Here is a 21,295-nt window from a genome sequence, read left to right on the forward strand (position 1 = left end):
CGCCCGGGCCTGCCGACCTGCGAAGGCGCCCGAGGAGCACCGAGGGCGCCGGGAGGCCGCTTGGGAGCGGCCCTCTCGGCGCGCGCAGTTCATCGCCGGGGCGGCGGAACGTCGGTGCAGGTGCCGTGGGCGATCTCGGCGGCCATGCCGATGCTTTCGCCCAGCGTCGGATGCGGATGGATGGTCTTGCCGATGTCCACCTCGTCGGCGCCCATCTCGATGGCCAGCGCCACCTCGCCGATCATGTCGCCCGCATGCGTGCCGACGATGCCGCCGCCGACGATGCGGTGCGTTTCCTCGTCGAACAGCAGCTTGGTGTAGCCCTCGTCGCGGCCGTTGGCGATGGCGCGTCCCGAGGCCGTCCACGGGAACAGGCCTTTCTTGACCTTGCGGCCCTCAGCGCGGGCCTGGTCCTCGGTCAGGCCCACCCAGGCTACCTCGGGGTCGGTGTAGGCCACGCTCGGAATCACGCGGGCATCGAAGGCCACCTTCTCGCCGGCGGCCGCCTCGGCCGCCACATGGGCCTCGTGCACCGCCTTGTGCGCCAGCATCGGCTGGCCCACCACGTCGCCAATGGCGAAGATGTGCGGCACATTGGTGCGCATCTGGATGTCCACCGGGATGAAGCCGCGCTCATTGACGACCACGCCGGCCTTGTCGGCGCCGATCTTCTTGCCGTTGGGCGTGCGGCCCACCGCCTGCAGCACCAGGTCGTAGACCTGCGGTTCCTTCGGCGCGCCCTCGCCCTCGAAGCTCACGCGGATGCCCTCGGCGGTGGCTTCGGCACCCACCGTCTTGGTCTTCAGCATGATGTTGTCGAAGCGCGGCGCGTTCATCTTCTGCCACACCTTCACCAGGTCGCGGTCGGCGCCCTGCATCAGGCCGTCGAGCATCTCCACCACGTCCAGGCGGGCACCCAGCGTCGAGTAGACGGTGCCCATCTCCAGGCCGATGATGCCGCCGCCGACGATCAGCATGCGCTTGGGCGTGCCACGCAGCTGCAGCGCGCCGGTGGAGTCGACGATGCGTTCGTCCTGCGGCAGGAAGGGCAGGCGCACCGCCTGCGAGCCGGCCGCGATGATGGCCTGCTTGAAACGGATGGTCTGCGTCTTGCCGGTCTTCTCCGACCCTTCGCCGGTCGTCTCCTCGACCTGCACATGGTGCGGATCGACGAAGCTGCCATAGCCGCGCACGATGGTCACCTTGCGCATCTTGGCCATGGCCGCCAGCCCGCCGGTGAGCTTGCCCACCACCTTGGCCTTGTGGGCCCGCAGCTTGTCGAGGTCGACCGTCGGCGCGCCGAAGGCCACCCCGAGATCGGCGAAGTGCTTCACCTCGTCCATCACCGCCGCCACGTGCAGCAGCGCCTTGGACGGGATGCAGCCGACGTTCAGGCAGACACCGCCGAGCGTCGCGTAGCGCTCGACCAGCACCACCTTCATGCCCAGGTCGGCGGCGCGGAAGGCGGCTGAATAGCCGCCCGGGCCGGCGCCGAGCACGAGCATGTCGCACTCCAGGTCGACCCCACCGGAGTAGCTGCCGGCCGCCGGTGCGGCTGCCGGGGCCGGGCCGGGCGCAGGGGCCGCGACCGGAGCCGGGCCAGGTGCCGCAGCCGCCGTGGCGGGAGCCGGCGCGCCGGCGGCATCCGCCGCCTCCAGCGTCAGCACCACCGAGCCCTGGTTGACGACGTCGCCCACCTTGAGCTTCAGCTCCTTCACCACCCCCGCATGCGAGGACGGGATTTCCATCGAGGCCTTGTCGCTCTCGACGGTGATGAGGCTCTGGTCGGCCTTGACGGTGTCGCCCGGCTGCACCAGCACCTCGATGACGGCCACGTCCTTGAAGTCCCCGATGTCGGGCACCTTGATGTCGATCACTGCCACGGGCGGCTCCTTACAGCATCACGCGGCGGAAGTCCGCCAGCACATTGGCCAGGTAGGTGTTGAAGCGGGCGGCGGAGGCGCCGTCGATCACGCGGTGGTCCCAGCTCAAGCTCAGCGGCAGGATCAGGCGCGGCTGGAAGGCCTTGCCGTCCCACACCGGCTTCATGCTCGACTTGCAGACGCCCAGGATGGCCACCTCGGGCGCATTGATGATGGGCGTGAAGTAGGTCCCGCCGATGCCGCCGAGCGAGGAGATGGAGAAGCAGCCGCCGGTCATGTCGGCCGGACCCAGCTTGCCGTCGCGCGCCTTGGCGGCCAGCTCGCTCATTTCCTTGGCGATGGCGACGATGCCTTTCTTGTCGGCATCGCGGATCACCGGCACCACCAGCCCGTTGGGTGTGTCGGCCGCGAAGCCGATGTGGAAGTACTGCTTGAGCACCAGCTGCTCGCCGTCCAGCGAGGCGTTGAACTCGGGGAACTTCTTCAGCGCCGCCACGCAGGCCTTGATCAGGAAGGCCAGCATCGTCACCTTGACGCCCGACTTCTCGTACTCCTTGTTGAGCTGCACCCGGAAGGCTTCCAGCTCGGTGATGTCGGCATCCTCGTGGTTGGTGACGTGCGGAATCATCACCCAGTTGCGATGCAGGTTCGCGCCCGAGATCTTCTTGATGCGCGACAGGTCCCTGCGCTCGACCGGGCCGAACTTGGTGAAGTCGACCTGCGGCCACGGCAGCAGGCCCGGCAACGAACCGCCCGCCCCAGCCGCGGCCGCCGCGGGCGCCTTGGCCTTCTGCGCCTGGGTCTGCACGGCGCCGGCCATCACGCCCTTGACGAAGCCCTGCACGTCTTCCTGGGTGATGCGGCCCTTGGGACCGCTGCCCGGCACCTCGGCCAACGGCACGCCGAGCTCGCGCGCGAGCTTTCGGATGCTGGGCGAGGCATGCGGCAGCTTGCCCTGCGGCGCGCTCGGCTCATGCGCCGGCAGCGCCGCGGTGGGCACCACCCGCTCGACCGGCGCGCTGGCGAGCTCGGCCGGGCTGGCCGCGGCGGCCGGCGCCGGTGCAGCGGCCGCGGCCGGCGCCGCCACGGGCGTGGGCGCTGCAGCCGCGGCCGGCGCGCCGCCGGCCGCCTCGACCACGGCGATCAGGCTGCCCTTGCTGACCTTGTCGCCCAGCTTGACCTTCAGCTCCTTCACCACACCAGCGTGCGAGGACGGGATCTCCATCGAGGCCTTGTCGCTCTCCACCGTGATCAGGCTCTGCTCGGCCTTGATCGTGTCGCCCGGCTGCACCAGCACCTCGATCACCGCCACTTCGTCGAAGTCGCCGATGTCGGGCACGGTGATGTCCACCGGGCCGGCACTGGCGGCTGGCGCCGATACCGGCGCTGCCGCCGCGGCCTGCGTGGCCGGCGCGGGCGCGGGCGCCGCAGCAGCAGGCGCGGGCGCTGCAGCCACCGGAGCCGGGGCGGCCGCAGCACCTTCGGCGTCCACCACCAGCAGCACGCTGCCCTGGTTGATCTTGTCGCCGAGCTTGACCTTCATTTCCTTGACGACGCCGGCCTGCGTGGAGGGAATCTCCATCGACGCCTTGTCGCTCTCCACCGTCACCAGGCTCTGCTCGACCTTGATGGTGTCACCCACCTTGACCAGCACCTCGATGACCTCGACATCCTTGAAGTCCCCGATGTCGGGAACCGTCACTTCGACCAATGCCATGTTCTTGTCACTCCTGATCGGCGTCCGCGCACGGCCGCGCCGCCCCGGCCTGGCGGGGACGGCGCGGCCCAGTGGCTAGCGCGGCGGACGCACAAGTCCGCTCATGCGTAGAGGGGGTTCACCTTGTCGGCCTGGATGCCGTACTTCCGGATCGCTTCGGCCACCTTGGAAGCAGGCAGCGTGCCGTCTTCCGACAGCGCCTTCAGCGCCGCGACCACGATGTAGTGGCGGTTGACCTCGAAGTGCTCGCGCAGGCGCGAGCGGAAGTCGCTGCGGCCGAAGCCGTCGGTGCCCAGCACCTTGTAGGTCCGGCCCTTCGGGATGAAGGGGCGGATCTGCTCGGCATAGCTCTTCATGTAGTCGGTGGAGGCAATCACCGGGCCGTTGTGCGGCTGCAGCTGCTGCGTCACGAAGGCCACGCGCGGCGTCTCGGTCGGGTGCAGCAGGTTCCAGCGCTCCACGTCCTGGCCGTCGCGGCCCAGCTCGTTGAAGCTCGGGCAGCTCCAGACATTGGCCGCCACGCCCCAGTCCTGCTCCAGCAGCTGCTTGGCGAAGATCGATTCGCGCAGGATCGTGCCGGAGCCCAGCAGGTTCACGCGCGGCGTCTTCTTGGCGCCTTCCTCCAGCAGGTACATGCCCTTGATGATCTGCTCTTCGGTGCCCGGCTTGAGGCCCGGGTGCGGGTAGTTCTCGTTGAGCAGGGTGATGTAGTAGAAGACGTTGTCCTGCTGCTCCACCATGCGCTTGAGGCCGTGCTGCATGATCACCGCCACCTCGTGCGCGAAGGTCGGGTCGTAGCTGACGCAGTTCGGGATGGTGCCGGCCAGGATGTGGCTGTGGCCGTCCTCGTGCTGCAGGCCTTCGCCGTTCAGCGTGGTGCGCCCCGAGGTGCCGCCCAGCAGGAAGCCGCGCGCCTGCATGTCGCCCGCCGCCCAGGCCAGGTCGCCGATGCGCTGGAAGCCGAACATCGAGTAGTACACATAGAAGGGAATCATCACGCGGTTGTTCGTCGAGTACGACGTGGCCGCGGCGATCCAGGAGGCCATGCCGCCGGCCTCGTTGATGCCTTCCTGCAGGATCTGGCCGTCCTGCGCCTCGCGGTAGTACATCACCTGGTCCTTGTCGACCGGGGTGTACTTCTGGCCGTCCTGGCTGTAGATGCCGATCTGGCGGAACAGGCCTTCCATGCCGAAGGTGCGTGCCTCGTCGACCAGGATGGGCACCACGCGCGGGCCCAGGTTCTTGTCGCGCAGCAGCGCGGTCAGGAAGCGCACGTAGGCCTGGGTGGTGGAGATCTCGCGGCCTTCGGCGGTCGGCTCCAGCACGGCCTGGAAGGCACTCAGCTCGGGCACCGGCAGTTGCTCGTCGGCCTTGGCGCGGCGCTGGGGCAGGTAGCCGCCCAGTGCCTTGCGGCGCTCATGCAGGTAGCGCATCTCGGGCGTGTCGTCGGCCGGCTTGTAGAACGGCAGCTCGGCCAGCTTGTCGTCCGGGATGGGGATGTTGAAGCGGTCGCGGAAGGCGCGGATGTCGTCGTCCGTCAGCTTCTTGGTCTGGTGGGCGGTGTTCTTGCCTTCGCCGCTCTTGCCCATGCCGAAGCCCTTGACGGTCTTCACCAGCAGCACGGTGGGCTGGCCCTTGTGGTTGACCGCGCGGTGGTAGGCCGCATAGACCTTCTGCGGGTCGTGGCCGCCACGCTGCAGGCGCCAGATGTCGTCGTCGCTCATCTTGGCGACCATCTCCAGCGCCTTGGGATGGCGGCCGAAGAAGTTCTTGCGCACGAAGGCGCCGTCATTGGCCTTGCAAGCCTGGTAGTCGCCGTCGACCATGTCCATCATGATCTGGCGCAGGATGCCGTCCTTGTCGCGCGCCAGCAGCGGGTCCCAGTAGCTGCCCCACAGCAGCTTGATGACGTTCCAGCCCGCGCCGCGGAACTCGCCTTCCAGTTCCTGCACGATCTTGCCGTTGCCGCGCACCGGGCCGTCCAGGCGCTGCAGGTTGCAGTTGATGACGAAGATCAGGTTGTCCAGCTTCTCGCGCGCGGCCACACCGATGGCGCCCAGCGATTCCGGCTCGTCCATCTCGCCGTCGCCGCAGAAGACCCAGACCTTGCGGTTGGAGGTGTCGGCGATGCCGCGGGCATGCAGGTACTTCAGGAAACGCGCCTGGTAGATCCCCATCAGCGGGCCCAGGCCCATCGAGACGGTGGGGAACTGCCAGAAGTCGGGCATCAGCTTCGGGTGCGGATAGCTCGACAGGCCCTTGCCTTGCACTTCCTGGCGGAAGTTCAGCAGCTGCTCTTCGCTGATGCGGCCTTCCATGTAGGCGCGGGCATAGATGCCGGGCGAGGAGTGGCCCTGGATGTACAGCAGGTCGCCGCCGTGGCCTTCATGCTCGGCATGCCAGAAATGGTTGAAGCCGGCGCCGAACATGGTCGCCACCGACGCAAACGAGGAAATGTGACCGCCCAGGTCACCGCCGTCGGCCGGATTCAGGCGGTTGGCCCGCACCACCATCGCCATCGCGTTCCAGCGCATGTAGGCCCGCAGGCGCTCCTCGATGTCGAGGTTGCCCGGGCAGCGTTCCTCGTCCTCGGGCTCGATGGTGTTCACGTAGCCGGTGGTGGCCGAGAACGGCATGTCGATGCCGGACTGGCGCGCATGCTCGAGCAGCTGCTCCAGCAGGTAGTGACCGCGCTGGCGGCCTTCGGACTCAATGACGGCCGACAGGGCGTCGAGCCACTCCCGGGTCTCTTGTGCGTCGGCATCGTTGGCCGCACCGCCAAACGAATGGGGGACTGCAGACATTGGGTGTCTCCTCTAGGGGTCGGTAGAGCTTGCTCGGCTCCTCGCGCCTGGCTGCGCCCCGGCTGGCGGACGCGCGTACGGGCTCTCAGTGTGAGCAGTGCGCGAGTGTGTCATAGGACCAGGGGTTTTTCAAATAGTGCGAACGCATTGCACATCATGAAATCAAGGGGCACGATCGTGCATTTCCGGCCCGGGCAAAGGCTCGATAATCCGCCCATATGCCAGCCGTTCCCAGTGATTTCCGCCCCAGCACCCATGAGCTCCCGCCCCGCTCGCGACGCCTGTTCGGCAAGTGGTGGCGGCGCCAGTCGCCGGCCCGCCAGGACCGCTTCGCGACGCTGGGCCCGCTGGTCTCGGTCTTGCTCTTTTTGGCGGCCATCATCGCGGCCTTCTGGTACCTGCGCTCCGAGGAACTGGAACGTGAGCATGAATCCGTCAAGCGCGACACCGAGGTCACGCAGCAGCAGATCCGCCTGCGGCTGATCGAGAACCAGGAGCAGCTGGTGCGCATTGCCCGGGAGATCACCACCCGGGCGATCGACCAGGATGAGTTCCTCGGCCAGGCCAGCACCTTCACCCGCGAGCGACCCGAAGTGGTCAGCCTGACCTGGCTGGCCAGCAACCGCACGCCCGCCGCCAGCTACCTCTCGCCCAGCCACACCTTCAACGGCAGCCGCTACAGCGAGGCGCCCGTGGCTCCGCCGGCCGCCGCCGGCACGGTCACCAAAAGCGAGCCGGAATGGGCCTTCGAGGCGGCGCGCGACCTGCGCCAGCCGGTCTACTCGCGCACCTACACCACGGTCAACGGCCAGCATGTGTTCCAGGTGCAGGTGCCCTTGATCGACCGCAGCGCCTTCGCCGGCACGGTGGTGGCCGAGTACTCGGTGGAAGCCTTGCTGCGCTACTTCGTGCCGACCGAGGTGGCGAACCGCCACGGCATGATCCTGATGGACGCCAACGACCGGGTGCTGGCCAGCACCACCTCCCGCGGCATGCTGAAGAACAGCGAGCGGCCATCGATCTTCCACGACATCCCGGTGGCGCCGGTCGGCAACGGCCTGATCCTGCGCGGGCTGGGCTACCGCACCTCGATCGGGTTGATCAGCAACACCCTGTTCTGGATGGTGGCGGCGCTCAGCGTGCTGACGGTGTGGATGCTGCTCGGCACCTGGCGCCACATGCGCCGGCGCCTGCAGGTGCAAAGCGCGCTGGTGGCCGAGACGAACTTCCGCCGCGCGATGGAGAACTCCATGCTGACCGGCATGCGGGCGATGGACATGGAAGGCCGCATCACCTATGTCAACGCGGCCTACTGCTCGATGACCGGCTTCTCCGAGGCCGAGCTGATCGGCAAGCTGCCGCCCTTCCCCCACTGGCCGCCCGACCGCATGGAGGAAAACCGCCGGCTGTTCGAGCAGGAGCTGCAGGGCCGCAGCCCGGCCGGCGGCATCGAGGTGAAGGTGATGCGCAAGGACGGCACCACCTTCGACGCCCGCATGTACGTGTCGCCGCTGGTCGACGCCAAGGGCCACCAGACCGGCTGGATGACCTCGATGACCAACATCACCGAGGCCAAGCGCATCCGCGACCAGCTCTCCGCCTCGCACGAGCGCTTCACCACCGTGCTGGAGGGGCTGGAAGCAGCGGTGTCGGTGCTCTCCGTGCAGCAGGGCGAGCTGCTGTTCGCCAACCGCTCCTACCGCCTCTGGTTCGGCGCTGACGCGCGCGGCCACGCCTCGCTCGCCGGCGAGCACGGCGACGACAGCCTGCCGCCCCAGCCCGACGGCGACGACAGCGTGGACAACCTCAGCGGCCTGCCCACGCAGGAGCTGACCGAGGCGGGCTCCGACCCGCGCGAGGTCTACATCGAGTCGCTCGACAAATGGTTCGACGTGCGGGCCCGCTACCTGCAATGGACCGATGGCCGGCTGGCACAGATGCTGATCGCGACCGACGTCACCGCCCGCCGCCGTGCCGAGGAGCAGGCCGCGCAGCAGGCCGAGAAGGCGCAGGTGACCAGCCGTCTGGTGACGATGGGGGAAATGGCGTCCTCGGTGGCCCACGAGCTGAACCAGCCGTTGGCGGCCATCACCAACTACTGCAACGGCATCATCTCGCGGGTCAAGGCCAACACCATCGAGACGCCCGACCTGCTGGCCGTGCTCGAGAAGACCTCCAAGCAGGCCCAGCGGGCCGGCCAGATCATCCACCGCATCCGCGCCTTCGTGAAGCGCAGCGAACCGCAGCGCCAGCCGGCGCAGGCGCGCGAGATCGTCGAGGACGCGGTGGAGCTGGCGATGATCGAGCTGCGGCGCCGCAACGTCGGCATCCACACCTACGTGGCGCAGCGGCTGCCGCTGCTGATGGTGGACCCGATCCTGATCGAGCAGGTGCTGCTCAACCTGCTGAAGAACGCCGCCGAGGCGATCGACAACGCCAAGCTGCCGCCCTCGCGCCGCAACCTGGAGCTGCGCGTCATCCCGCGCCACACCCCCGAGGAAGGCGGCGTGATCGAGTTCAGCGTCACCGACAGCGGCCCCGGGCTCAAGGAAGAAGTGCTCGGCCGGATGTACGAGGCGTTCTTCTCGACCAAGTCCGATGGCCTGGGCATCGGCCTCAGCCTGTGCCGCTCCATCGTGGAATCGCACCGCGGCAGGATCCGTGCCGAGAACTTATACAATGGCCCGAGCGTGGTCGGTTGCCGGTTCTCGTTCACGTTGCCGGTGGAGACCACCCCTTCCGCTAACCATTGAAGAACCCGCCCATGAGCTTGATCCCCAAGAAAGGCACCGTCTATGTCGTCGATGACGACGAAGCGGTTCGCGATTCACTGCAGTGGTTGCTGGAAGGCAAGGACTACCGCGTCAAGTGCTTCGACTCCTCCGAGTCCTTCCTGTCGCGCTTCGACCCCCGGGAAGTGGCCTGCCTGATCGCCGACATCCGCATGGACGGCATGAGCGGGCTGGAGCTGCAGGACCGCCTGCTGGAGCGCAAGTCGCCGCTGCCCATCGTCTTCATCACCGGCCATGGCGACGTGCCAATGGCGGTCAGCACGATGAAAAAGGGCGCGATGGACTTCATCGAAAAGCCATTCAAGGAAGAGGAGCTGGTCTCCTTGGTCGAGCGCATGCTGGACCAGGCCCGCTCGCTGTTCTCGCAACAGCAGGAAGCGGCCAGCCGCGACGCGCTGCTGTCGCGCCTGACCACCCGCGAGGCCCAGGTGCTCGACCGCATCGTGGCCGGCCGGCTGAACAAGCAGATCGCCGACGACCTGGGCATCAGCATCAAGACGGTGGAGGCGCACCGCGCCAACATCATGGAAAAGCTCAACGCGAACACGGTCGCCGACCTGTTGAAGATCGCGCTCGGTGCCCAGGCCAAGGCCTGAGGCTCGCACCCAGCCCGGGGCCGCTCTTGCCAGCGGCCTTTTTCATTTCCGAACGAGAGGAATCCGCCCCATGACCGCCCGACTCATCGATGGCAACGCACTGTCCCGGCAGATGCGCGCCGAGATCGCCCAACGTGCCGCCGCCCTCGGCCAGGGCGGCACCCGCCCCGGACTGGCGGTGATCCTGGTCGGCGACGACCCGGCCAGCCAGGTCTATGTGCGCAACAAGGTCAAGGCCTGCGGCGAGGCTGGTTTCCATTCGGTGCTGGAGAAGTACGAGGCCACCCTCACCGAGGCCGAGCTGCTCAGCCGCATCGAGGCGCTCAACGACGACCCCGCCATCCACGGCATCCTGGTGCAGATGCCGCTGCCCAAGCACATCGATCCGCAGAAGGTCATCGCCACCATCTCCACCCGCAAGGATGTCGACGGCTACTCGGTGCAGAGTGCCGGCGAACTGCTGGCCGGCCTGCCCGGCCTGCGCCCCTGCACGCCCTACGGCTGCATGAAGCTGATCGAGAGCATCGGCTACGACCTGCGCGGCAAGCATGCGGTGGTGATCGGCCGCAGCAACACAGTGGGCAAGCCGATGGCGCTGCTGCTGCTGCAGGCCAATGCCACGGTCACGGTGTGCCACAGCGCCACGCCGGACCTGGCACGCCACACACGGGAGGCCGATGTCATCGTTGCCGCGGTCGGCCGGCGCAACACCGTCACCCGCGAGATGGTGAAGCCCGGCGCGGTGGTCATCGATGTGGGCATGAACCGCGATGACGAGGGCAAGCTCTGTGGCGACGTCGACTTCGACGGCGTGTCGCCGGTGGCCGGCGCCCTCACCCCGGTGCCGGGCGGCGTCGGGCCGATGACGATCACGATGCTGTTGTTCAATACGCTGGAAGCGGCCGAAGCCGCTGCAGGCCAGCCGGGCGTGGGCGCCGGGAAATGACCACCGTGATAAACGTGGTCAATCCGTTGCTCAACATCGATTGAGCGTCTGCGCCACTACCATGACTGCCTGATCTACCGGGTTCGCCTTGCGGGGCGAACCTCCTGCCGTCGCTGAAGTGCTTGCCGCCAGCCCCCGAGCGGCCCTCACCGTTACCGAGAGCCTATGAACCCCTTGCTCGACGCCACCGACCTTCCCCGTTTCTCCGACATCCGCCCGGAGCATGTCAGCCCGGCCATCGACGCACTGCTGCAGGAGGCCGAGGCCGCTCTGGAGCGGGTGGTGAGCGAGGCGGTGCCGCCCGAGTACGACGCCATTTCGGCGGTGCTGGACGTGGCGACAGAGCGGCTGGGACGGGCCTGGGGCGCGGTGGGCCACCTCAATGCGGTGGCCGACAGCCCGGAGCTGCGGGCGGCCTACAACGAAAACCTGCCCAAGGTGACCGAGTTCTACACCCGCCTCGGCGCCGACGAGCGGCTCTACGCCAAATACAAGGCGCTGGCGGCCAGCCCGCAGGCCGCCAGCCTCAGTGCACCGCGCCGCAAGGCCTTGTCGAACGCGATGCGCGACTTCGTGCTGTCCGGCGCCGAGCTGCAGGGTGAGGCCAAGGAGCGCTTCGCCGCGATCCAGGAACGGCAGGCCGAGGTGGCGCAGAAGTTCTCCGAGCATGTGCTGGACGCCACCGACAGCTTCGCCCACTACGCGAGCGAGGAAGAGCTGGACGGCGTGCCGGACGACGCCAAGCAGGCCGCCCGCGCGGCCGCCGAGCGCGACGGCAAGCCGGGCTACAAGATCACGCTGCAGTTCCCCAGCTATTTCCCGGTGATGCAGTACGGCAGCCACCGGCCGCTGCGCGAGAAGCTCTACACCGCCTACGCCACCCGCGCCTCCGAGCTGGGCGCGCCTGAACACGACAACTCGGCGCTGATGAGCGAGCTGCTGGCGCTGCGCCAGGAAGAGGCGCGGCTGCTCGGCTACCGCAGCTTCGCCGAGGTCTCGCTGGTGCCCAAGATGGCGGAATCACCCGAGCAGGTCACCGGCTTCCTGCGCGATCTGGCGCGCCGCGCCCGCCCGCATGCCGAGAAAGACCTGGCCGAGCTGCGCGAGTTCGCACGCAGCGAGCTGGGCATGGGCGAGTTGGCCGCCTGGGACCTGGCTTATGTCTCGGAGAAGCTGAAGGAGAAGCGCTACGCCTTCAGCGACCAGGAGGTGAAGCAGTACTTCACCGAGCCGAAGGTGCTGGAAGGCCTGTTCAGGATCGTCGAGACGCTGTTCGAGGTGGCGATCCGCCCGGACACGGCGCCGGTCTGGCATCCGAGCGTGCGCTTCTTCCGCATCGAACGCCAAGGCCGCCTGGTGGGCCAGTTCTACCTCGACCCCTATGCCCGGCCCGGCAAGCGCTCCGGCGCCTGGATGGACGACGTGCGTGGCCGCTGGGCACGGCCGGACCGTGAAGGCGACGGCCGCCTGCAGACACCGGTGGCCCAGCTGGTGTGCAACTTCGCAGAGGGCGTCGGCGGCAAGCCGGCGCTGCTGACGCACGACAACGTGATCACCCTGTTCCACGAATTCGGCCACGGCCTGCACCACCTGCTGACGCAGGTGGAGGACATCGGCGTGGCCGGCATTTCCGGCGTCGAATGGGACGCCGTCGAACTGCCCAGCCAGTTCATGGAGAACTTCTGCTGGGAGTGGGAGGTGCTCAAGCACATGACCGCCCATGTCGACAGCGGCGAGCCGCTGCCGCGCGAGCTGTTCGACAAGATGATCGCCGCCAAGAACTTCCAGAGCGGCATGCAGACGCTGCGCCAGATCGAGTTCGCGCTGTTCGACATGCGGCTGCATGCCGAGCCGGGCAGCGAGCAGCGCATCCAGTCCGTCATCGACGAGGTGCGGCGCGAGGTGGCGGTGCTGATTCCGCCGGCCTTCAACCGCATGCAGCACAGCTTTTCGCACATCTTTGCCGGCGGCTATGCGGCCGGCTACTACAGCTACAAGTGGGCCGAGGTGCTGTCCGCCGACGCCTACGGCGCGTTCGAGGAAGCGGGCGTGCTCGATGTGGCGACCGGCCGCCGCTACCGGGAAGCCATCCTGGAGGTCGGTGGCAGCCGTCCGGCGGAAGAAAGTTTCAAAGCATTTCGCGGTCGGGAGCCAAACATCGACGCCCTGTTACGCCACCAGGGCATGGCCTGATAGCATCGCGGGCTTCGCACCAGGCGAAAGGAAAATCGTCATGTCTCGGATCGCGCGTTGGGCACTGCCGCTGTGCCTGCTGGCCATGGGGCCGGCGCACGCCTTGTACAAGGTGATCGGCCCCGACGGCAAGGTCAGCTACACCGACCGGCCGCCTGCCGAAACCACCAAGGTTCAACCCCTGAGCGCGTCCGGCACGCCGGCACCCGCCGGCCCCGGCCTGCCCTATGAGCTGCGTCAGGTGGCAAACCGCTTCCCGGTCACGCTCTACACGACCCGCGACTGCCCCGGTTGCGACAGCGGCCGTGCGCTGCTGCGCCAGCGGGGGGTGCCGTATACCGAGAAAACCGTCACGTCCGACCAGGACATCCGCGCCTTCAACCGCCTGAGCGGTGGCACCGACCTGCCGATGCTGCAGGTCGGTGGCCAGCAGATCCGCGGGTTCTCGGTTCAGGAATGGGGGTCCTACCTCGACACCGCCGGTTATCCGAAACAGTCGACGCTGCCGGCCAGCTACCAGTTCGCCGCGCCGAGCCCGCTGGTGGCAGTGGCACCACCGCCGGCGCCCGGTACCGCGGCGCCGGCCGCAGGCAGCGCACCGGCGGCAGGCACCGCACCGGCCGCGCCGCCACCGGCCGCCGGCAATGCGCCGCCGGGCTTCAAGTTCTGAGCTGGCCAGCCGGCCGGCTGTGCACAAGGCCGCCTGAGGGCGGCTTTTTCATGCCGGTTTCGCCGCAGCGCTGCGGCCGGCTCAGAACTCGAGCTTGCGCACCCCCTCGGGCGTGCCCAGCAGGCACACGCTGGCCTTGTTGCGAGCGAAGATGCCAACGGTGACGACACCGGGCCACTGGTTGATTTCGGCTTCCAACGCAGCCGGGTCGGTGATGGACAGGCCCTTCACGTCGAGGATCACGTTGCCGTTGTCGGTCACCACCCCTTCCCGAAGGCGCGGCTCGCCACCCAGGGCGCGCAAGCGCCGCTCGATCTGGCCGGCGGCCATCGGGATCACTTCGACCGGCAGCGCGAAGCCGCCCAGGGTGTCCACCAGCTTCGAGGCGTCGGCGATGCAGACGAACCGCTCGGCGATGTCCGCCACGATCTTCTCGCGGGTAAGGGCCGCGCCGCCGCCCTTGATCATGTGGCCGCCGCGGTCGATCTCGTCGGCCCCGTCGATGTACACCGGCACCGATTCGACGGTGTTCGGGTCGAGCACCTTGATGCCGAGCGCCTGCATGCGCTCGGTGCTCTTCTGCGAGCTGGAAACCGCGCCTGCAATGCGGTCCTTGATCTTGGCCAGCTCGTCGATGAAGCAGTTCACCGTCGAGCCGGTGCCCACCCCCACCACGGTGCCGGGCACCACGTAATCGATCGCCGCGCGGCCCACCAGGGCCTTGAGTTCATCCTGGGTCATGACTTGAAGGCGTGGACCGCCCCCGGTTTGAGACAATGGCCGGATTATCCCAAGACCGGCGCGCTGTTCACACCCGGACACATCCAGCGCCCTGCACTTCCTCGACATGGCCCTGCTCCCCTACGCCCTCGCCCGCCCTTTCCTGTTCGGACTCGACCCGGAACATGCGCATGAAGTCACGCTCGGCACCCTGGCGCGCGTGCAACGCACGCCGCTCGCCTGCCTGTACGGCCAGCCGAGGGTGGATGACCCGGTGAGCGTGGCCGGGCTGCGGTTCCCCAACCGGGTTGGCCTGGCAGCCGGGCTGGACAAGAACGGCCGTTGCATCGACGGGCTGGCGGCCATGGGCTTCGGCTTCATCGAGGTCGGCACCGTGACGCCCAAGGCCCAGCCAGGCAACCCCAAGCCGCGCATGTTCCGCCTGCCGCAGGCCGACGCGCTGATCAACCGCCTGGGCTTCAACAACGACGGGCTCGACGCCTTCATCGCCAACGTGCGGCAGGCGCGCTTCCGTGGCCAGGGCGGCATCCTGGGGCTCAACATCGGCAAGAACGCCGCCACCCCGATCGAACGGGCGGTGGACGACTACCTGCTCGGGCTGGAAGGCGTCTATCCGCATGCCGACTACGTCACGGTCAACATCTCCTCGCCCAACACCAAGAACCTGCGAGCGCTGCAATCGGACGAGGCGCTCGACGGGCTGCTGGGCGCCATTGCAGAGCGCCGCGAGGCGCTGGCCGCGGCGCAGGGCCGGCGGGTGCCGGTGTTCGTGAAGATCGCACCCGACCTCGACGACGGCCAGGTCCAGGTGATCGCCCAGACCCTGCAGAAGAACCGCATCGATGGCGTGATCGCCACCAACACCACCATCGCCCGCGACGCGGTCCAGCACCTGCCGCACGGCGGCGAAATCGGGGGGCTGAGTGGGCGGCCGGTGTTCGAGGCCAGCAACCGCGTGATCCGCCAGTTGCGTGCGGCCCTCGGGGCCGGCTATCCCATCATCGGCGTTGGCGGCGTGATGAGCGGCGACGATGCGCGTGCCAAGCTCTCCGCCGGCGCCGACCTGGTGCAGATCTACACCGGCTTGATTTACCGCGGCCCGGCACTGGTGCGCGAGGCGGCGCTCGCCCTGCGGCGAGGTTGAGGCGGCCAGCATGCCGGCCGGCGGCGTGATGCTGCCGGCGCGGCCGAACACCTGCAGGTCAGCCTGCGGCGAGCAGCTCGGCCACCGCATCGCCCAGCGCCAGTGAGGCCGTCAGGCCCGGCGACTCAATGCCGAAGAGGTTGACCAGGCCCGCCACGCCGTGCTCGGCCGGGCCCTGGATCAGGAAGTCACAGGCCGGCTCGCCGGGCGCCTGGATCTTGGGCCGGATACCGCTGTAGGCCGGCTGCAGCGCGCCGTCCGCCAGGGCCGGCCAGTAGCGGCGGATTTCAGCATAGAACCGCTCGGCCCGGCCGGGGTCGACCCGGTAGTCGAGCCGACCGTCGGCATCCGGCTGCACCCACTCCACGTCCGGCCCGAAGCGCGCCTGGCCGGCCAGGTCCAGCGTGAGGTGCACCCCGAGCCCGGCGGCTTCCGGCACCGGGTAGACCAGGTGCGAGAAAGGCGCCCGGCCACCCAGAGCGTAGTAGTTGCCCTTGGCAAAGTAGGCCTGCGGCACGGCGGAGGGCGGCAGCCCTTCGATGCGCCGCCCCAGGGCCGGCGCCCATAGCCCCGCGGCGTTGACCAGGCAGCGCGCGCCCAGCTCCATCGGCGCCTCGCCACCCACTTCGAGCACCAGGCCGGGCCCGCCCGGCCGCACCCGCTGCACCGGCGAGGCCAGAGCCACTGCGCCGCCGGCAGCTTCGATGTCGCCGGACAGCGCCAACATCAGGCCATGGGTGTCCACGATGCCCGTGGAGGGTGACAACACGGCCGCCACGCAGGCAAGCGCCGGTTCCAGCTCGGCCGCCTCGGCGGCTGACAGCAGCCGCAGGTCTTGCACCCCGTTGGCCGCTGCCTGCGCCATCAGGCGCTGCAGCTGCGGCCGCTGCGCCTCGGCACTCGCCACCACCAGCTTGCCGCAGCGACGGTGCTCCACGCCGCGCCGGGCGCAGTAGTCGTACAGCCTCGCCTTGCCTGCCACGCACAAGCGTGCCTTCCACGACCCTGCCGGGTAGTAGAGCCCGGCATGGATCACCTCGCTGTTGCGCGAGCTGGTGCCGGTGCCGATGGCGGTCTCGCTCTCCAGCACCACCGTCTCCAGACCCCGCTGCACCAGCGAGCGCGCCACCGCCAGGCCCACCACTCCGGCGCCGACCACCACTGCATCGACCTGATCCATCGCCGTCCCTTCAGCAGGCCCGCGGGTCGAGCCCGACCAGGCCCGCCACCAAGTCCTTCAACACCTGCTTCAAGCGGGCATGCCCAGGCAGGAGGGCCAGGCTCTGCTCGTCCATGTAGAGGCGGCGGTTGATCTCCAGCTGCACCGAATGGCGGCCATGCGCCGGGTCACCGTAGCGCCGCACCAGTTCGACGCCCTTGTAGGGATGGTTCACATCCACCGCATAGCCGCGGGCCCGCAGGAACTCGGCGATCCATCGGGTCAGCGCCGGGGCGGCGCTGGTGCCATCGCGATCGCCGACGACGAAGTCGGCATGCACCAGGCCCGGAAACTCGGTGGCATGGGAGGCGCTCACCGACGGCATCGAATGGCAGTTGATGTGGATGACGTAGCCGTGCGCGGCATGCGCCTGATCGATAGCCTGGGCGACGGCGGCATGGTAGGGGCGCCAGCAGCGCTCGATGCGCTGGCTGACCTCCGCCGCGCTCAGCTTGCGGTCGTAGATCGGCACGCCTTCGTCGGTCAGGCGCCAGACCAGGCCCTTGCCGAGACGCACCTTGGAGCCCGCCTCCACCGGGTGCGGCCAGGGCTCGTCCAGTAGCTCCGGGTCGAACTCGCTGAGCGCGCGGTTGGCATCCAGGTAGCTGCGCGGGAAATGCGCCTCGATCCAGGCCACGCCGAGCGCCGGCGCGAAGTCGTAGAGCTTCTCGACGTGGGTGTCTTCCGCCCGGCGCAGCACCGTCAGGTCGCAGGCGGGGCGGAAATCGTCGGGATACCAGGTGCCGCTGTGCGGCGAATCGAGCACCACCGCGGTGGTGCCCGGCGAGCTGGAGACGTATCGCATCCTGGCATTGTGGTGCATTGCCTCACCATCGGCATGTGGCAAGCACGGATGGCGTCCACTGCACGGCCTCGGACGCCGGGTGCCGTCCGGCAGCCGCGCCGGCCTCAGGGCTGCGTCAGCGTCATCAGGATGTCGGCGTACCAGGCCGAGTTCAGGCCGAGTGCCTCGTCCTGCGCGAGGTCGCGGTCACCCATGTCCATGCGCGACGAATGAATGCCGAGCAGCGCCCACGGCAGCGGGTCGTCGCTGCTTCCGGATGCGGCCTTTCTCATCACCACGGGGGCACCGCTGGTGCCCCGGTGGGTCCGGGCGTCGGTGAGGAAATAGCCCTGCCCCTGGAAACGCACCCCGAACGAGGACGCGACGCAGGCCAGCCGCACCACCGGGAGGCGGTGCAGCGTGTCATGGAAGCCAAGGGGAAAGCCCACCACCAGCAGCGGCGTGCCCACCTCGATCGACGACAGCGTGCCCAGCAGGTGGGCCGGGGTGAAGCAATGCAGGACGGCGTGCTGGGGCAAGGCACGCTGGTCCAGCTCGATGACGGCCACGTCCACCTCGCCACCGGTGTCCTGCGCCTGGCGCCAGATGCTCTGCCCGTCGCGATACAGGAGGATGGAGAAGGTGGTGACCTGCGTCAGGTCGACGGCGTCGGTGTGGAGGTCCAGTTCGAGCCGATCCGGATGGTGCCCGCTCTTGGCATCGGCCAGTACATGCCGGCTCGTGACCAGGTAGAGCCGGTCGTCACGCTTGAAGAAGAAGCCGCTCGCGCTGCTGCTGCTCTGCTGCCCCTGGAAGGTCGCCACCCGCACCGACGTGAGCAGGATCGTCTCGACGGTGCGGCGCACGCTCATTGCCGGTCGGCTCCGGCTTGGTCATCGATGATGGCCAGGGTGCGCCGGACGTCGCGCTCGAAGGCGGCGATGGTGTGCTCGGAGATGGGCGCATGCAGCATGACCGTCCTCGCCACCTCGGTGTGGGCGTCGAAGGCCAGGCCGAGTTCACAGCGCATCTGTGCCGGCAGCACTTGTGCGAGTGCCGACGCGAACGCCTGCAGCGCCAACAGGCTGCCCTTGAGTTCGCAGATGCGTTCGGTCGCCTCCCCGAGGTTGTTCATCATCGCCCTCCACAGCGGGCTTCGACGAGCCGGCCCCCGGCCCTGGGAAGGGTCATGCGAGGCGAGCCGTGAGCTGCCTGCACATGTTCTCGCCGACAGTGGTGAGCTTGAGCCCGCCACCGCACCACTCGAGCCATTTGAGCGCCACATAGTCTTCGAGATAGCCTTCCGGCACATCGGCAGCCCGGCGACGCTTGAGCATGTCGACGGCCGAGAGCAGGCCATCGCGCAACTCTTCCCGGCGCAAGGGCGGGGTCAGAGACAGGGGTCTACGCATGATGTGTTCCTTCATGGGCCCACCATACCACCTGCTGCTGCCGAGAATGTCCCCTTGCTGGAGGGTTGCCCCCCGGCCCGCCACACGACGCCCTGGCCCGCACCTTTCCGGCCCTGCGCATCCGAAGCGCCGGCTGGCCGGGCACATCGAGGCTGCGCGCGGTGCGCCGGCCTGCGACCAAGCCGGCGCGTGGGCATCACCAAGCACCGCGGGCCCGGCCGCCCGGTGGGCGGCACGCCTGGAAAAATAAAAGGCTTTCCAAATGCAGGGCCGAGTGTTAGGGTCGGCCTGCTCTTCCCGCAGTTCGCCCCCGGCGACGCAAAGGGCATGCCCCGCTGGCCCTGCATTGCACTGCGCATGCTGCGCCGCGCCCGGGCCGTCAATCGGCGGCCCCTCTCCAACCCAGGCCGCCCCTCCTTCGGTCTCGGATCGCGTCCCTTTCCGGGCCGATCAGGCAGCGACCCCGCCAGGCGCTGCGGCCCTACCTCCAACACCGTGCAAAGGCTTCGCCCGTGGTGTTGCCAGCTCTCACCGAGGGCTCCTTTCAGAGAAAACATTTGTCGTCCTCCCTGTTCTTCCCGTCACGGGACAAAACGCTGCCGCCGATCGCCGCAGCCACCGATGATTCCGCCAGCGACCTGCTGGCGCACGTGCGGCGCAGTCATCTCCTGCAGCTGTTTGCCGCACTGCTACAGCCCACCCAACTGGCAGCCACCTTGGCCAGCCCCGGCCCGTTCACCTTGTTCGCCCCCTGCAATGCGGCATTCGCCGCACTGCCGCGCGAGTTCCTGCGCGCGATGATGGCCGACCCGAGGATGGCCGCGGCCATCCTCTCGCACCATGTGAGCCCGGATGTGCTGCAGGCGGGGGATCTCGGCCGCTGCCGGGTGCGCACACTGCGCGGCGACCGCGTCTGCACCTTCGCCGAAAGCAGCGGCCCTCGCTATGGGGCCGGGCGCATCACGGCACCCAGCGTCAACGCCCGCAACGGGGTGCTCCACATTCTTTCGGAAGTGATCATTCCCGAGGGACTCGGCCTGCATCGGCGATCAGCCGGGAAGCCAGCCGCCGTGGCACATGCGTGATCACAGGCGAGAGGCCATGCGGGCCGGCCTCTCGCGCCGGCGAGCCGCCGGCGCTGGTGGCGCCACTGCCATGCAGGGCGAGGCTAGGCCGTCTGCGGCACCCGCTGGATGTACTCGCCGACCGAGATCTCCAGCCCCTGCGTGAGCGAGTAGGCCGGCTGGTAGCCCAGCACACGGCGCGCCTTGGAGATGTCGGCCAGGGCATGTCGCAGTTGCACCGCCTCGGCTTCCTCGTATTGCGGCGTGGTGATGCGCAGGCCCGCATGCTCGCGCCCCAAGGCCTGGGCGATCAGGGCGTGCAGCTGGTTCAAGGTGGTGCGCTCGCCGGCTGCGATGTTGAAGACCTGGTTGATCACCTCGGGGTGCTCGGACAAGGCCGCCTGCAGCGTGCCCTGGACGATGTTGCCGATGTAGCAGAAGTCGCGCGAGGATTCGCCGTCGCCTTCGATCACGCAACGGCGGCCCAGCCACATGTCGCGGGTCCAGCGCGGGATCAGGCGGGCGCAGCTGCCGTCGGCATGCTCGCCCTGGCGCGGGCCGAACACCTCGAAGTAGCGCAGCCCCACGGTCTCGATGCCATAGCAGCGCGAGAACACGTCGGCATACAGCTCGTTGACGTACTTGCTCACCGCCGCCGGCGTCTGCAGTCGGCCCATGCGCTCCTCGGTGGCTGGCACCGCGGCCGCATCACCATAAGCGGTGCTCGACGCGGCATAGACGAAGCGACGCACATCGCAGGCACAGGCTGCCGTCAGCAGGTTGACGAAGGATGTCGCATTGGCGCGGTGAGCCCCGAGCGGATCGCGGATGGACCAGGGTGCGGCGTCGATGCCGGCCTGATGCAGCACCACTTCGACGCCGGTGCACAGCTCGTGGCAGATGTCAGGATCGGCCAAGTCGGCCTGCACGAAGCGATGCAGCGACCAGGCCGCCTCGCCCACCGCCTGCCGCACGCTGTTCAGCGTGGCGCGGCTGCCGGTGGAGAAGTTGTCGATGCTGGTGACGCGCTGGCCCGCGCGCAGCAAGGCCTCCAGCAGGTGTGAACCAATGAAGCCGGCACTGCCGGTGAGCAGCCAATGGCGCTGCCCCTGCGCCAGCCGGCCACGCACACTACGCATCACCACCCCCAGCACCGGACAGGCTCCGGCAGGCGCAGCCTGGCCGCGCCAATGCGGCCGGGCGACGGCCCAGCCACGGCAAAGGCAGCCGTGCGCGCTGCAGTAAATAACAGGCGAAGTGGTCCAAGATGTCGGGGGAATGAAACGCCGGAGCGAGGCCGCAACGACAGCACCGCAGCAGAGGCAAGCAG

17 protein-coding genes are annotated in these 21,295 nt (G+C 68.5%); 7 read left to right on the forward strand and 10 right to left on the reverse strand.

The annotated features are described in order from the left end of the window. Window positions 1–89: 89 nt before the first annotated feature. The 3 genes from lpdA to aceE all read right to left on the reverse strand — a co-directional run bounded on the left by lpdA (window position 90) and on the right by aceE (window position 6,404). Complete coding sequence (gene lpdA / locus N7L95_RS05675; protein WP_301258846.1) at window positions 90–1,883, reverse strand: dihydrolipoyl dehydrogenase; 1,794 nt, start codon at window positions 1,881–1,883, stop codon at window positions 90–92. A 10-nt stretch (window positions 1,884–1,893) separates the two neighbouring features. Beyond that, window positions 1,894–3,600: a dihydrolipoyllysine-residue acetyltransferase gene (gene aceF, locus N7L95_RS05680; RefSeq protein WP_301258847.1), complete on the reverse strand. Its 1,707-nt coding sequence runs from the start codon at window positions 3,598–3,600 to the stop codon at window positions 1,894–1,896. 101 nt (window positions 3,601–3,701) lie between these two features. After that, complete coding sequence (gene aceE, locus N7L95_RS05685) at window positions 3,702–6,404, reverse strand: pyruvate dehydrogenase (acetyl-transferring), homodimeric type (protein WP_301258848.1); 2,703 nt, start codon at window positions 6,402–6,404, stop codon at window positions 3,702–3,704. Between the two features lie 218 nt (window positions 6,405–6,622). On the opposite strand from aceE, the gene N7L95_RS05690 reads away from it, so the two are divergent. The 5 genes from N7L95_RS05690 (at window position 6,623) to N7L95_RS05710 (ending at window position 13,601) form a co-directional block, all read left to right on the forward strand. After that, window positions 6,623–9,157: a PAS domain S-box protein gene (locus tag N7L95_RS05690; protein WP_301258849.1), complete on the forward strand. Its 2,535-nt coding sequence runs from the start codon at window positions 6,623–6,625 to the stop codon at window positions 9,155–9,157. Window positions 9,158–9,168: 11 nt separating this feature from the next. Continuing rightward, the gene (locus tag N7L95_RS05695) at window positions 9,169–9,792 is read left to right on the forward strand and encodes a response regulator transcription factor (RefSeq protein WP_301258850.1); all 624 of its coding nucleotides are present in this window, start codon (window positions 9,169–9,171) and stop codon (window positions 9,790–9,792) included. 70 nt (window positions 9,793–9,862) lie between these two features. Next, window positions 9,863–10,738, forward strand: a complete 876-nt coding sequence (folD, locus tag N7L95_RS05700; protein ID WP_301258851.1) for a bifunctional methylenetetrahydrofolate dehydrogenase/methenyltetrahydrofolate cyclohydrolase FolD — start codon at window positions 9,863–9,865, stop codon at window positions 10,736–10,738. Between the two features lie 165 nt (window positions 10,739–10,903). Beyond that, window positions 10,904–12,931 carry a M3 family metallopeptidase gene (locus N7L95_RS05705; protein ID WP_301258852.1) on the forward strand — a complete coding sequence of 676 codons (2,028 nt, stop codon included), beginning with the start codon at window positions 10,904–10,906 and terminating at the stop codon, window positions 12,929–12,931. Window positions 12,932–12,971: 40 nt separating this feature from the next. After that, on the forward strand, window positions 12,972–13,601 hold the full coding sequence (locus N7L95_RS05710; RefSeq protein ID WP_301258853.1) for a glutaredoxin family protein: 630 nt from the start codon (window positions 12,972–12,974) through the stop codon (window positions 13,599–13,601). 81 nt (window positions 13,602–13,682) lie between these two features. On the opposite strand, the gene rpiA is transcribed toward N7L95_RS05710, so the two are convergent. Further along, complete coding sequence (gene rpiA / locus N7L95_RS05715; RefSeq protein WP_301258854.1) at window positions 13,683–14,342, reverse strand: ribose-5-phosphate isomerase RpiA; 660 nt, start codon at window positions 14,340–14,342, stop codon at window positions 13,683–13,685. 106 nt (window positions 14,343–14,448) lie between these two features. Between rpiA and N7L95_RS05720 the strand changes: the two genes are divergently transcribed. Next, on the forward strand, window positions 14,449–15,486 hold the full coding sequence (locus tag N7L95_RS05720) for a quinone-dependent dihydroorotate dehydrogenase (RefSeq protein ID WP_301258855.1): 1,038 nt from the start codon (window positions 14,449–14,451) through the stop codon (window positions 15,484–15,486). 58 nt (window positions 15,487–15,544) lie between these two features. Here the strand turns inward: N7L95_RS05720 and N7L95_RS05725 are convergent, their stop codons facing one another. From N7L95_RS05725 to N7L95_RS05745, 5 genes are all read right to left on the reverse strand, one after another. Further along, on the reverse strand, window positions 15,545–16,666 hold the full coding sequence (locus N7L95_RS05725) for an NAD(P)/FAD-dependent oxidoreductase (protein ID WP_301258856.1): 1,122 nt from the start codon (window positions 16,664–16,666) through the stop codon (window positions 15,545–15,547). Between the two features lie 10 nt (window positions 16,667–16,676). Continuing rightward, window positions 16,677–17,510 carry an N-formylglutamate amidohydrolase gene (locus tag N7L95_RS05730; RefSeq protein ID WP_301258857.1) on the reverse strand — a complete coding sequence of 278 codons (834 nt, stop codon included), beginning with the start codon at window positions 17,508–17,510 and terminating at the stop codon, window positions 16,677–16,679. 104 nt (window positions 17,511–17,614) lie between these two features. Beyond that, window positions 17,615–18,361, reverse strand: a complete 747-nt coding sequence (locus N7L95_RS05735) for a S1 family peptidase (protein ID WP_301258858.1) — start codon at window positions 18,359–18,361, stop codon at window positions 17,615–17,617. Further along, window positions 18,358–18,627, reverse strand: a complete 270-nt coding sequence (locus tag N7L95_RS05740) for a hypothetical protein (RefSeq protein ID WP_301258859.1) — start codon at window positions 18,625–18,627, stop codon at window positions 18,358–18,360. The genes N7L95_RS05735 and N7L95_RS05740 overlap by 4 nt, the downstream gene beginning before the upstream one ends. A 49-nt stretch (window positions 18,628–18,676) precedes the next feature. Next, window positions 18,677–18,916, reverse strand: a complete 240-nt coding sequence (locus N7L95_RS05745; RefSeq protein WP_301258860.1) for a hypothetical protein — start codon at window positions 18,914–18,916, stop codon at window positions 18,677–18,679. Window positions 18,917–19,413: 497 nt separating this feature from the next. Here N7L95_RS05745 and N7L95_RS05750 point away from each other — a divergent pair, with 497 nt between their 5' ends. Next, entirely contained in the window at window positions 19,414–19,986 is a 573-nt protein-coding gene (locus tag N7L95_RS05750; RefSeq protein WP_301258861.1) for a fasciclin domain-containing protein, read from the forward strand. 83 nt (window positions 19,987–20,069) lie between these two features. Here N7L95_RS05750 and N7L95_RS05755 read toward each other — a convergent pair whose 3' ends face one another. Beyond that, entirely contained in the window at window positions 20,070–21,104 is a 1,035-nt protein-coding gene (locus N7L95_RS05755; RefSeq protein WP_301260080.1) for an NAD-dependent epimerase/dehydratase family protein, read from the reverse strand. Window positions 21,105–21,295: the final 191 nt, after the last annotated feature.

Source organism: Eleftheria terrae (assembly GCF_030419005.1).
GTDB lineage: Bacteria > Pseudomonadota > Gammaproteobacteria > Burkholderiales > Burkholderiaceae_C > Caldimonas > Caldimonas terrae.